This window comes from Staphylococcus sp. GDY8P131P, from assembly GCF_017891975.1.
Lineage (GTDB): Bacteria > Bacillota > Bacilli > Staphylococcales > Staphylococcaceae > Staphylococcus > Staphylococcus nepalensis.
The window spans coordinates 342,356-354,440 of record NZ_JAESKF010000002.1; the positions used below are offsets into that span (position 1 = coordinate 342,356).

General features: G+C 32.0%; 13 protein-coding genes. 8 read left to right on the forward strand and 5 right to left on the reverse strand.

Annotated elements, in window-relative coordinates; all coding sequences use genetic code 11:
- Window positions 1-154: 154 nt before the first annotated feature.
- Both KA894_RS02260 and zwf read right to left on the reverse strand, forming a co-directional pair.
- Window positions 155-1,027 carry an AraC family transcriptional regulator gene (locus tag KA894_RS02260; RefSeq protein WP_096809595.1) on the reverse strand — a complete coding sequence of 291 codons (873 nt, stop codon included), beginning with the start codon at window positions 1,025-1,027 and terminating at the stop codon, window positions 155-157.
- A 276-nt stretch (window positions 1,028-1,303) separates the two neighbouring features.
- Window positions 1,304-2,788 carry a glucose-6-phosphate dehydrogenase gene (gene zwf / locus KA894_RS02265; RefSeq protein WP_096809597.1) on the reverse strand — a complete coding sequence of 495 codons (1,485 nt, stop codon included), beginning with the start codon at window positions 2,786-2,788 and terminating at the stop codon, window positions 1,304-1,306.
- Window positions 2,789-2,936: 148 nt separating this feature from the next.
- On the opposite strand from zwf, the gene rnz reads away from it, so the two are divergent.
- Window positions 2,937-3,857: a ribonuclease Z gene (gene rnz / locus KA894_RS02270; RefSeq protein ID WP_096809600.1), complete on the forward strand. Its 921-nt coding sequence runs from the start codon at window positions 2,937-2,939 to the stop codon at window positions 3,855-3,857.
- A gap of 232 nt (window positions 3,858-4,089) precedes the next feature.
- Here rnz and proC read toward each other — a convergent pair whose 3' ends face one another.
- On the reverse strand, window positions 4,090-4,905 hold the full coding sequence (proC, locus tag KA894_RS02275) for a pyrroline-5-carboxylate reductase (RefSeq protein ID WP_096809603.1): 816 nt from the start codon (window positions 4,903-4,905) through the stop codon (window positions 4,090-4,092).
- Between the two features lie 143 nt (window positions 4,906-5,048).
- Here proC and KA894_RS02280 point away from each other — a divergent pair, with 143 nt between their 5' ends.
- Window positions 5,049-5,807, forward strand: a complete 759-nt coding sequence (locus tag KA894_RS02280) for an SDR family NAD(P)-dependent oxidoreductase (protein WP_096809605.1) — start codon at window positions 5,049-5,051, stop codon at window positions 5,805-5,807.
- 386 nt (window positions 5,808-6,193) lie between these two features.
- Here KA894_RS02280 and KA894_RS02285 read toward each other — a convergent pair whose 3' ends face one another.
- Window positions 6,194-7,108: an aldo/keto reductase gene (locus KA894_RS02285; protein WP_096809607.1), complete on the reverse strand. Its 915-nt coding sequence runs from the start codon at window positions 7,106-7,108 to the stop codon at window positions 6,194-6,196.
- A gap of 203 nt (window positions 7,109-7,311) precedes the next feature.
- Between KA894_RS02285 and KA894_RS02290 the strand changes: the two genes are divergently transcribed.
- From KA894_RS02290 to xerD, 3 genes are all read left to right on the forward strand, one after another.
- Window positions 7,312-7,854 (forward strand): NUDIX hydrolase, encoded by a 543-nt coding sequence (locus tag KA894_RS02290; RefSeq protein ID WP_096809609.1) that lies wholly within the window; start codon window positions 7,312-7,314, stop codon window positions 7,852-7,854.
- A 104-nt stretch (window positions 7,855-7,958) separates the two neighbouring features.
- A complete protein-coding gene (gene fur, locus KA894_RS02295) occupies window positions 7,959-8,405 on the forward strand; it encodes a ferric iron uptake transcriptional regulator (RefSeq protein ID WP_096809611.1) in 447 nt (148 codons plus the stop codon).
- A gap of 45 nt (window positions 8,406-8,450) precedes the next feature.
- A complete protein-coding gene (xerD, locus tag KA894_RS02300; protein WP_242692936.1) occupies window positions 8,451-9,329 on the forward strand; it encodes a site-specific tyrosine recombinase XerD in 879 nt (292 codons plus the stop codon).
- Between the two features lie 93 nt (window positions 9,330-9,422).
- On the opposite strand, the gene KA894_RS02305 is transcribed toward xerD, so the two are convergent.
- Entirely contained in the window at window positions 9,423-9,929 is a 507-nt protein-coding gene (locus KA894_RS02305; RefSeq protein ID WP_096809615.1) for a DUF309 domain-containing protein, read from the reverse strand.
- 92 nt (window positions 9,930-10,021) lie between these two features.
- On the opposite strand from KA894_RS02305, the gene KA894_RS02310 reads away from it, so the two are divergent.
- Genes KA894_RS02310 through KA894_RS02320 form a run of 3 tightly spaced genes read left to right on the forward strand, consistent with a single transcriptional unit; the run spans window position 10,022 to window position 12,018 of the window.
- Entirely contained in the window at window positions 10,022-10,756 is a 735-nt protein-coding gene (locus tag KA894_RS02310; protein ID WP_096809616.1) for a segregation and condensation protein A, read from the forward strand.
- Window positions 10,740-11,288, forward strand: a complete 549-nt coding sequence (gene scpB / locus KA894_RS02315) for an SMC-Scp complex subunit ScpB (protein WP_096809618.1) — start codon at window positions 10,740-10,742, stop codon at window positions 11,286-11,288. The genes KA894_RS02310 and scpB overlap by 17 nt, the downstream gene beginning before the upstream one ends.
- Window positions 11,281-12,018: a pseudouridine synthase gene (locus KA894_RS02320; RefSeq protein WP_096809620.1), complete on the forward strand. Its 738-nt coding sequence runs from the start codon at window positions 11,281-11,283 to the stop codon at window positions 12,016-12,018. The genes scpB and KA894_RS02320 overlap by 8 nt, the downstream gene beginning before the upstream one ends.
- The last annotated feature ends 67 nt before the right edge of the window (window positions 12,019-12,085 follow it).

The following is a 12,085-nucleotide window of genomic DNA, read 5'->3' on the forward strand; positions in this document are numbered from 1 at the left end:
TTTTTTTGTACGCTTTTCGTGGACACTGATTTAGCCTGTAGTATTCAGCTAGCGCTCTTCTCTCAGGAGTCGGCCAAACCACTGCCGGTATGATACAAAAATATTATAATATATAAATTAAAGAGTGGTAGTGTTTATTATTTTATTTAAATGCTTAATAATCTAATTTATTATATTGTTCTTGATCGACAGGCATCCATAATTGGACTTTCGTGAAAGGGTTGTCGAAAGAAATATCAAATGGGTATATTTCAACATACAGACTATTATGCTCATAAGGTAAAGTCATTTGGAGACTCGTTTCAATATAATACCAAGCTTCATTAATGACATAGTCTATTTCACCCTGTAAGTTGAATTTAGCATATTGTCTTTCAGGTAAAAATCGATCTTCTAAATGTGCAGGATAACGTTCACTAGGAACACCTACAAATATTTCCATGCCTTGATCAAGTGGGCAGTTAACCACAAATAGTTCATATGGACTGACATCATTATATCGTTGTAATTCTTTAATTTTACCTTCAACCAATAAATCTTCTAAGAAATCAGGTACTTTATAAGGGTTATCTATTTCCTCTGAATCTAAAAATTTAGCATAACCTACTAATGAAATACCTGGCGTATCTTCCAAACGATACGTATAGGGTGCACGTTCAGTAGTAGTAAGTTTAATATAAAGCCTTGGTTGCATTTTTAATTCGTCTCGTTTTGTATTGACTTGAATAGGAGAAACGCCATGAAAGTCACTAAAATCATTGGCAAAATCATTAGTATCTTTGTAGTTGTACTTTTTTGCGACATCCACCAAGCGCGTTGAACCGCTTAAAATATCTTTGGCTGCTAAAGTTAATCTTCTTGATCTAGCATATTCTGTTGGTGACTGGCCCACAATCATTTTAAATGATTGGTCAATATGGAACGGTGAAAGACCAACGTAATCACTCAATGCTTGCAAATATAGAGGCTCTAGCAAATGATCTTCAATATACACAATTGCCTGTTGAATTTGCTTGATAACGTCCAAAACTTTCACTCCTAATTTAGTTAAATACAAGTATATATTTAACTTTGTTTCTATACATAATGTTATGAATAATTGATGATTAATACTATTTTACATCATTTTTGTTCTACTGACATCTCAAAAATATTAAATAGGATAAAATGTAAACAAGTTAAAAATTACTTATGTATGATTCAATCAATAGTCTAAATCATAACACAAACGAGGTATAAGAAAAAAGCAACAACACAAGCTATATTTCAAACTTGTATTATTGCAATATTTAAAAACTATAAATTAGTGTATATCGTCCCACCAATGGAAACCATCTCTACTTAAAAGTAATTCACTAGCTAATGGGCCGTTTGTCCCAGCAGTGTAGTTAGGGAATTCTGGTTCACTTTGATTCCATTCTTCTTGAATCGCATCAACAAATTTCCAAGTTGATTTTAATTCTTCCCAATGCGTAAAGTTCGTCGCATCACCATTTAAACAATCAAATAATAAATTTTCATAAGCATCTACCGTGTTCATTTTATCTTGTGCGCTCATCGCATATGATAATTGAACTGGCTCAGTTTCGATACCTTGAACATTTTTTTTGGCGTTTAAATGAAGTGAAACGCCTTCGTTAGGTTGAATATTAATTACTAATAAATTGGAATCTAATTTTTTATCTGTTTTGTAATATAGATTCATTGGTACTTCTTTAAATTCTACAACGACTTGAATGGTCTTACTCTTCATGCGTTTACCAGTTCTAATATAGAATGGCACACCAGCCCATCTAAAGTTATCGATTGTTAATTTACCGGAAACAAAGGTTGGTGTAGTAGAATCTTCAGCTACGCGATCTTCGTCTCTATAACGCTTAACCTTTTGACCTTCAATGATACCTTCATCGTATTGTCCACGAACAAAGTTTTGACGGACTTCATCAGGTTGTAATTTACGTAGTGATTTCAAAGCTTTTACCTTTTCTGCTCTGATATCTTCACTTTTCAGACTGATGGGTGCTTCCATTGCTAGTAGGGCGACCATTTGTAACATATGGTTTTGTACCATATCTTTCAATGCACCACTAGACTCATAGTAACCGCCTCTATCTTCAACACCTAAAACCTCAGATGAAGTAACTTGGATATTTGAAATATATTTGTTATTCCATAACGGTTCAAACATCGCATTAGCAAAACGTAATACTTCAATATTTTGTACCATGTCTTTGCCTAGATAGTGATCAATACGATAAATTTCTTCTTCTTTAAACGAATGACGCAATTGTTCATTTAATTCTTCAGCAGATTCTAAATCTGAACCAAACGGTTTTTCAATGACTAAACGTTTGAAACCACTTGTATCTGTTAAGCCAGAAGATTTTAAATAATCTGATATAACACCAAAGAAATTAGGCGCCATAGCTAAATAAAATAATCTATTGCCTTGTAATTGGAACTCATGATCTAATTTATTACTAAACTCTAATAACGATTGATAACTTGCTTCATCACTTACGTCATGCTTGTGATAAAATACGTGCTCCATAAACTTATCTAGATGCTTAGTGTCTTTGACATGTTCTTGAATTGACGACTTCACTTGACTACGGAAATCATCATTTGATAAGTCTCTTCTACCAATTCCAACAATCGCAATATGTTCATTCAAATTTTCTTGCTGATATAAATGGAATAGCGATGGAAATAATTTTCTGTGACTAAGATCACCAGTTGCTCCAAAAATAGTTATTAAGCATGGGATATCTTTATTTCTAGTATTCAAGATCAAAACCTCAATTCTTTATTAAATCTGTATTTATTATAGACCAATCTACTGCTATGTTCCCACAATTTTGCTTGTGTTATCATATTTTATTATATTTTTCGTTCTTTTATATGATAAAATATGAAGCAGAAGAGGAGGCATATGCATGGAAATTACGTTTTTTGGGACAAGTGCTGGTCTACCAACTAAAGACAGAAATACGCAGGCAATTGCTTTAAATTTAGAGCCTTATTGTAATAGTATTTGGCTTTTTGATGTCGGTGAAGGGACACAACATCAAATACTGCATCACTCAATTAAATTAGGGAAAGTAGATCACATTTTTATTACGCATATGCACGGAGACCATATTTTTGGATTGCCTGGTTTATTAACAAGTCGCTCTTTCCAGGGCGGAGAAGGTAAACCACTTACAATTATTGGGCCTAAAGGTATAAAGTCGTATGTAGAAACTACACTTAATTTATCAGAATCTAAGTTAAATTATCCTGTTACATATATCGAGATAGAAGAACAACTATCTTACCAACACAACGGTTTTAATGTTGAAGCGTATATGCTAAACCATGGCATACCATCATTTGGATACAGAGTAGAAGCGCCCTATAAATCTGGTAAAATTAATGTTGAAGCACTTAAAAAAATTGGTTTAGAACCTGGACCTAAATATCAAGATGTTAAAAATAATGAAACATTCGAATACAAAGGAACAATATATAATTCCAACGACTTTAAAGATGATGCTACAAAAGGGCCAGTTGTAGCGATATTTGGTGATACAATGCCATGTAAAAACGAATTGCTTATCGCACGCGATGCGACAGTAATGGTACACGAAAGCACATATATAGAGGGTGACAAAACATTGGCTAATAGTTATCATCACAGCCATATTGATGACGTTTTTGAATTAATCAGAGAAGCTCAAGTAGACTATAGTTTGATTACGCATATCAGTAATCGTTATACCAAAGAAGAAGTTAATGAAATTAGTAAAAGATTAAAATCTTTAGATGATACACCGCCATTTAATTTTGTTAGTGATTTTGATTCATGGCAGTTTTGAAAATAGGATTGAGAAATAAATAATATTTCAATCTCGAATATCATAGTAGCACTAGGTAACTGGAATGCAAATGTAAAGTCTATTTCCATTAAAAAAGCGGGGCAGAAAGTCTGGTTTTTAATCAGATTTCCTGTCCCGTTTCCGTGTAACAAACATAAATGAATCTCAAAGTTAATATGCTTTAGTTTTAAAAATCAATAGTTTTTTATTGCAATTTAAATTACAATTATGCTTAATCATTATCTTGGTTTGATAATTCAATACTTCTATTAACTGCAGCACGTAGACAATCTTCAAAAATACCTTCGATGTCGTGCTCTGCTAACGCATTAAGTCCTGATTGAGTCGTTCCACCTTTAGAAGTAATATTCTTTCTTAACTGTTCCATACTTAATTCTGAACGTTCAATCATTTTACTTGTACCTATAATTAAATTACGAATGGATTCTTCTACTTGGGATTTTTCTAGGCCCAAACGCGTACCAGCAGTAACGTATTGTTCAAATACATGATATAAAAAGGCTGGCCCACTACCTGTAATGGCTGTAACTTGATGCAAATTATCTTCTGAAACTTCAATAGCAGAGCCAAACGCATTTATTAAATCATCAACTTCTTCTTTAGATTTAGCTCCGAAATTATTTGAGAAACTAATACCGGTTACGGAATGTCCTACTTGAGCGTTAGTATTTGGCATAGTACGTGCGATAGGATTGCTTGTTTCTAATTTATCTTTAATATAACTAATCGGTAACCCAGCCATGATTGAAATAAATTTATTTTTTTCGTTGATATGAGGTTTAATTCGCTCAGCTAAACTATCAAAATCATACGGTTTAGTGCCTAAAAACACATAATCAGCATCTTTTAATAAAGCGGCGTCGTCATAACTATAATTAACGCCTAATTCGTCTGCATATGCTTTTAATGCTACTTCATTAGATCGATTGGTTAAATAAATTTTATCGGAATCAATTACTTTAGAGTTAACAATTCCTGTAAATATTGCATGTGCCATATTACCAGCACCATAAAATACGAGTTTCATGTAAAGACTTCACTTCCCCTTTGTTTTTTATGTTTCCATACTAACATAGTTTTAAAATATGGCTAATAATTTTAAAAAATGCATGACAAAATGCAATTCAATACATATACTAGTACTAAGTTCAAAAAGGTAGGGATTTCATTATGATTGGTAAACATTATGTTTTAACAGGTGGCACAAGCGGGTTAGGTCAATCTATTTTACAGTCACTACTTCATAAAAGCGTGTATGTAACAGTGCTTGCAAGAAACCCAGAGAAATTAAATTACATTAAAGCGCAATACGACACAAATCACTTAACTATAATCAAATGTGATTTACAATCTCAAGCACAAATTTTAGATTTAGATATGCATTTTAAACATACAAAAATTGATGGTTTCATCTATAGTTCCGGACTAGGTTATTTTAAATCAATAGAAAACCATACAGTAACTGAAATGCAAGAAACCTATAATTTAAATGTGGTCCATTTTAATATTTTATTAAAAGTGTTACAACCTTATCTATCTAAAAATCCTTCTATTGTTGGTATTGGTAGCCAATCTGCTTTTTTAACACAAGGCTATGCAGCGCATTATGGCGGAAGTAAAGCGGCCTTGAATCAAGTGTTAAACGCATTACGCATAGAAAAACCAAATTATCATGTCATGACTGTCAACACTGGCCCAATAGCAACACCGTTCCATGATAAAGCAGACCCAACCTTAAAGTTTGCTCAAAAATATAAAAAAATGATGCTTAATCCTGATGTATTAGCAGACCAAATTATTAATAGTATCATAAACAAAAAGATAGAACTCAACGAACCCAAATGGATGCATATCATGCTAAAGTTTTATCAATTACTACCTCGTTTTATTGAAAAAAACTTTGTGTCATTGTTTAAAAACAAAGCTTAACCTTTTTACACAATGTCTAAATGATAAATCCAATATATCAAATAATTTTTTTATTATTAAGCTAGAGTTCTATAACTTTTATACTCTTTTTAGTTTAAAAAAGTTTAAAGCAAATAGTTATATCCAAATAACATAAGGCGTATTACTTCGGATAATTCAGGTGAATGGGATAGTCAAAAATGGTATCTATGAAAGTTGTGCTATTTTAGCTAACAATTGAATTGTATTCTAAAAAGGAGATAGGCGTTTTTAAGTTTGAGTCTACTGCTGCTGACAAAAGATGAACTTAAACTATTTATTTCTAATAACGCTATTTTTACAAAATAAAAAAACGTCAAGTTCCTTATAACTTGGAACCTAACGTTTTTGACTAAATGAAAAAAGAATTAATTTAAATGCTGTGTATAGTTTAAATCTTTAACACGATCTTGGGCTGCTTTTAATTTTTCTAGGCTTATATCTTTCGAATGTAGGTAGTTGTTTACATTTTCGTCTAGCTGTTCTGGGCTACTTGCACCAACGATAATAGAACCTAAAGCATCGTGTGAGGTTAAATAATTAAAGGTAAGCGCAGTTAAATTACTTTCTATTTCTTTAATTGAAGCAATTGTTTCTCCTAGTTCTTGATACGTATAATCAAAAATACCTTCGCTAAATTTTGAATCTAACACACTATTACTTTTTGCTGTTAATAGGCCTTTAAATACTGGCCCACGAGCTAAGACTTTTACTTTTTTAGCATGCACATCATCTAATAATGGCTCTGGTCTGTTATCAATTAAATTAAATTGAGACATAAGTGTTTCGATGTCGCTGTGTTTTAAATAATAATCAATCACGTTAGGTCTAATTGACGAGATACCGTAAGCTCGTATGATGCCTTCCTTTTTTAATTCGTCAAAGGCGCTAATCGTTTCATCCAAAGGATCACCGATTGTTCCGCCATGCAATTGATATAAATCTAAGTGGTCTAAACCTAATCGTTGTAGCGAACCTTTAACTGCTTCTTTAATATAAGATTTAGAAGGATCCCATGTTGTAGAGCCATCATCTTTCAAACGATTACCCACTTTCGTTCCAATTACAATATCGTCTCTGTTTTGATATTTTTTTAAAGCTTCTCCTACTATAGCTTCGTTTACACCTTTATCATACATATCAGCTGTATCAAAATACGTGATACCATGTTCTATTGCACGTTCTATGATAGGTTCTGCTTGCTTTTTATCAGTGCCGAGACTCATACAACCTAAACCTAACTCTGAAATTTCAATGCCACTTTTTAAAACATTTTTTTGCATGTTGTTTCTCCTTTCGATACACTTAAATAATAGGGCGTAGACATAATAAAGTAAGATGAACATTTTCATTATTAACTATCTATACATAGCTAAAAAACAAATAAATCATTTAACGCATTGATTTGTTAAATCGCTAACCCCTTAATTACTAATGTGTTTATCTTAACAATATCTTAAACCAATTAAAAGGACTGTGATTATTTATGAACTTATTTGAAAAAACAATACATAGAGCTTCCATTTATAAAGGCGCGATCATCGATTTGGAAGTCCACGATGTTGAACTACCCGACGGTCAAAATTCTAAACGTGAGCTGATATATCACAATGGCGCTGTTGCTGTTTGTGCTATCACGCCAGATGATAAGATTATATTAGTCAAACAATTTCGAAAAGCATGTGAAAAACCACTTTTAGAAATCCCAGCTGGTAAATTAGAAAAAGGGGAAGAGAGAGAAGCTGCAGCAAAACGTGAGCTCCAAGAAGAGACCGGTTATATTGCTGAAGAATTAGAACTTATTTCAGAAATGTATGGTTCTCCAGGTTTCTCAAATGAAAAAATATCTATATATTTAGCTAAAGATTTAAAAAATGGCGAAATGCATTTAGATGAGGATGAATTTTTAGAATTAGAATACTATCATATGAGTGAGATACAAACAATGCTAGATAATAAAGTATTAGAAGATGCAAAAACCATTATCGCGTTACAATATATTTTACTTAATTATAATCATTATAAATAAGAGGCGAGAATACTTGCGCTTTTTATCAATTATTGGTATTTTATATATATAAATCATAACTAAATTAAAATGATTATAATTATTAGTAGGGGAGTGAGGCTTCCGTGGAAGAACGTTTAAATCGCGTGAAGCAGCAATTACAGCAATCATCTTATAAATTGACTCCACAACGCGAGGCAACTTTGAGAGTTTTAATTGAAAATGAAAAAGATCATTTAAGTGCTGAAGATGTTTATTTAAAGGTCAAGGATAAGGCGCCAGAAATTGGACTTGCAACGGTTTATCGTACACTAGAATTATTAGCAGAACTCAAAGTAGTTGATAAAATAAATTTTGGCGATGGCGTAGCTCGTTTTGACTTAAGAAAAGAAGGTGCAAAACATTTCCACCATCATCTAGTTTGTATGGAATGTGGGAAAGTAGAAGAAATCGAAGAAGATTTGTTACCTCGTGTGGAGGAAAGAGTCGAAAATGAGTTTAATTTTAAAATATTAGACCACCGTTTAACGTTTCATGGTGTATGCGCTTCATGCCAAGCTAAAGGAAAATAAATCGAAAATGACTATTTCAGAAATAGAGGTAGTATAGTGAATAATATGATAGATGAATATTTAAAATTTATACAACTTGAAAAAGGATTAAGTGTAAATACAATAGGCGCATATCGCCGCGATTTAAAGAAATATGCTGAATTTATAGAATCACGCAAAATCAGCCATATAGATTTTGTAGATAGACAATTAATTCAAGAATGCTTGGGACACCTTCATGATGAAGGTGCCTCTTCGAAATCATTAGCTCGATTTATTTCAACCATACGAAGCTTTCATCAATTTGCTTTAAGAGAAAAATACGCTGCCAAAGATCCAACTGTATTAATTGAAACACCTAAATATGATCGTAAATTACCAGACGTATTAGAAGTCGAGGAAGTACTTAGATTATTAGAAACACCTAATTTATCTAAAAATAACGGTTATAGAGATAGAACAATGCTAGAATTGCTTTATGCTACAGGTATGCGCGTTTCTGAACTTATCCAAATTGAATTAGAAGATATTAATTTAATTATGGGGTTCATACGTGTATTTGGTAAGGGGAATAAAGAACGTATTGTACCATTAGGCGATACAGTTATTGAATTTTTAAATACTTATCTTGAAACAGTTCGACCTCAACTTTTAAAAAACACTGTAACTAATGCACTATTTTTAAATATGCATGGAAAACCTTTATCAAGACAGGCTATATGGAAAATGATTAAACAAAATGGTATTAAAGCAAATATTTTGAAAACTTTAACACCTCATACTTTAAGACATTCATTTGCAACACACCTGCTGGAAAACGGAGCAGATTTACGTGCAGTTCAAGAAATGTTAGGGCATTCTGACATTTCAACTACGCAATTGTATACACATGTGTCTAAATCACAAATTCGTAAAATGTATAACGAATTTCATCCACGAGCATAAACACAGACCAGTTTATTCGGTTGAATAACTAGTCTGTGTTTTTTAACATAGTATATGTGGAAAATATAACTTCAATAAAAAGCCACTATAATTTTATTGTGCATTATGTCGCGCTTGTAATGCACGTTGTCTAGCAGCTTCAACTTCAGTACGATCTCTTTTTAAATGGTGATCTATAATATAACTATCTTCTATTTTATAAAAAGTCACTATATAATTAGGATATCTTTTTAATATGTCTTCTTCCATTTCGTTTGTAATAGGTAATTGAATTGGCGTAAAAGTTCGTTCTCTATTAACTGTGTTTATCAAAGTTTGTATTTGCTGTTGATATGCTTGTATATCAAGACCAATGTTTAAAGCTGAATCAAATTTTCGAATCACACTTAATGCCTTTTTAAAAGATTTAACAGCGCCTACAAAATTTTGTCTTCTGTAATGATAACAACCTGTCGCAGTTAAGATTAAACTAACAATTGCGTCCTCTTTACTATAATGCGGGTTTGCTTTCCAAGCATCTTCTAAAATGTCATGACAAAGAAAGTAATGTTGTTGCGTATGAAATTGAAAATAAAAATCTTGTAATGCATTTCTTAACATGAATATCGCTCCAAATTTAAATGTTTATACTAAACATGCTATAATATTTTAGTGAATTCCGCACTTAACTTGCTAATATGAGGTAGATAAAAATGTATGAAGTAAAACTCGATGCCTTTAATGGACCTTTAGATTTATTATTGCATCTTATTCAAAAATTTGAAATTGATATATATGATATTCCTATGAAATCATTAACAGAGCAGTATATGCAATATATACATGCGATGAACCGATTAGAAATTAACGTGGCAAGTGAATATTTAGTTATGGCATCAGAATTACTTATGATTAAAAGTAAAATGCTATTACCTCAATCAGAAGACGTTGAGGATATAGACGATGATCCACGTGAAAATTTAGTTGAACGATTAATAGAATATCAAAATTATAAAGCGTATACAGTTCTTTTAAATGAAAAAAGAGCAGAAAGAGAACAATATTATGCTAAACATCCAACTGATTTAACGCATTTAGAATCAAATGAAACTTGGGATTCAAACCATACGATTGACTTAACTGAATTGATCATCGCCTATCAAAAAGTAAAAAATCGTGTCGAATATCAAACGCCTAAAACAGTCGATATTCGAAAAGATACATTTACAATTCAACAAGCTACTTCTCAAGTTACCAAACGTTTGAAAGATCATGAATCATTTAACTTTTTTAGCTTATTTAATTTTACTGAACCATTAGAAATGGTGGTTACTCATTTCCTTGCAATACTAGAAATGTCAAAATCAGGTATTGTAAATATAGAACAGCAAAAAAGCTTTGAAGATATAAATATTTTAAGAGGAGTTAACTATGGCATTGAACGATAAAGGAGTTCTAGAAGCATTACTTTATACAGCTGGGGATGAAGGACTTGAAGAAAAGCAAATTCTAGAGATATTAGAAATTGATCAAAATACATTGCATACTTTAATCACCGAATATGATGCTTCTGGGCTAGAGATCCAACATTTTGGCAATAATTATGTACTTACAACAAAAAAAGATGCTTCAGAATATATCGAAAAATTAATAGAACAAAAATCAAAATTGAAATTATCACAAGCAGCTATGGAAGCTTTATCTATTATTGCATATAATCAACCCTTATCTCGTAGTGATATCGAAATGATTAGAGGCATTAATTCAGATGGTGCCGTTAAAACTTTGATAGCGCGTGGTTTAATTGAAGCGAAAGATGAACAAGATTCTAGAAGCCAACAGCTATATACAACAGAGTTATTCCTAAATGTATTCGGCATTGAACATTTAGATGATCTACCAACTACAGATGAAGAAGATGAAGAAATTGAAGCTTTCTTTAGTAACTTAGTCAACCAAAAAGGAGATAATAATGAGTAAAGAAATAGAAAGATTACAAAAACGTATTGCAAACAGCGGTTATACTTCAAGACGTAAAGCTGAAACCTTAATCACAGAAGGTAAAGTCAAAGTAAACGGTGAAACAGAAACTGAACTAGGTACAAAGGTAAAGCCTACTGACACGGTGGAAGTAGAAGGCGTTAAATTGGAACAAGAAGATAAATTATATATCCTTTTTTATAAACCAGCGCAAGTGATTACGAGTGTGTCTGATGATAAAGGTAGAAAAGTAGTTACTGATTACTTTAAACAAATCAAAACAAGGATTTATCCAGTTGGTCGTTTAGATTATGATACATCTGGTTTACTATTGCTAACGAACGATGGAGAATTCACAAATTTAATGACGCACCCACGTTACAAAATTAAAAAGAAATACGTCGTTAAATTAAAAGGTTATCTTATGCGTGAAGAAGTTAAAGCGTTAGAACAAGGCATTAAATTAGAAGATGGTAAGACGCAACCTGCCAACGTAAAAATTAAAAATCAAGATAAAGACAAAAATTCAACGCTTGTAGAGATTACAATAACGGAAGGACGTAATAGACAAGTTAGACGTATGTTTGAGCATTTTGGTTACCAAATATCAAAATTACAACGTATAGAATTTGGGCCTTTAGATTTAAAAGGATTGAATGCTGGTGAAGGCAGAGTGCTTACACCGCATGAAGTAAAAGTATTACGTCAATTGGCTGAACATGGTCATTAATTGTGAGAACCTATAGGCAACAACCAGATATTGATAAAAAATTCACAAACTTTTCATTCTTAAGCAC

What these genes read in the sequence shown, in the direction of transcription:
- rnz (WP_096809600.1), top strand. Translation starts at nt 2,937, where the DNA reads ATGGAAATTACGTTTTTTGGGACAAGTGCTGGTCTACCAACTAAAGAC.
- proC (WP_096809603.1), bottom strand. Translation starts at nt 4,905, where the DNA reads ATGAAACTCGTATTTTATGGTGCTGGTAATATGGCACATGCAATATTT.
- KA894_RS02280 (WP_096809605.1), top strand. Translation starts at nt 5,049, where the DNA reads ATGATTGGTAAACATTATGTTTTAACAGGTGGCACAAGCGGGTTAGGT.
- KA894_RS02285 (WP_096809607.1), bottom strand. Translation starts at nt 7,108, where the DNA reads ATGCAAAAAAATGTTTTAAAAAGTGGCATTGAAATTTCAGAGTTAGGT.
- KA894_RS02290 (WP_096809609.1), top strand. Translation starts at nt 7,312, where the DNA reads ATGAACTTATTTGAAAAAACAATACATAGAGCTTCCATTTATAAAGGC.
- xerD (WP_242692936.1), top strand. Translation starts at nt 8,451, where the DNA reads ATGATAGATGAATATTTAAAATTTATACAACTTGAAAAAGGATTAAGT.
- KA894_RS02305 (WP_096809615.1), bottom strand. Translation starts at nt 9,929, where the DNA reads ATGTTAAGAAATGCATTACAAGATTTTTATTTTCAATTTCATACGCAA.
- KA894_RS02310 (WP_096809616.1), top strand. Translation starts at nt 10,022, where the DNA reads ATGTATGAAGTAAAACTCGATGCCTTTAATGGACCTTTAGATTTATTA.
- scpB (WP_096809618.1), top strand. Translation starts at nt 10,740, where the DNA reads ATGGCATTGAACGATAAAGGAGTTCTAGAAGCATTACTTTATACAGCT.
- KA894_RS02320 (WP_096809620.1), top strand. Translation starts at nt 11,281, where the DNA reads ATGAGTAAAGAAATAGAAAGATTACAAAAACGTATTGCAAACAGCGGT.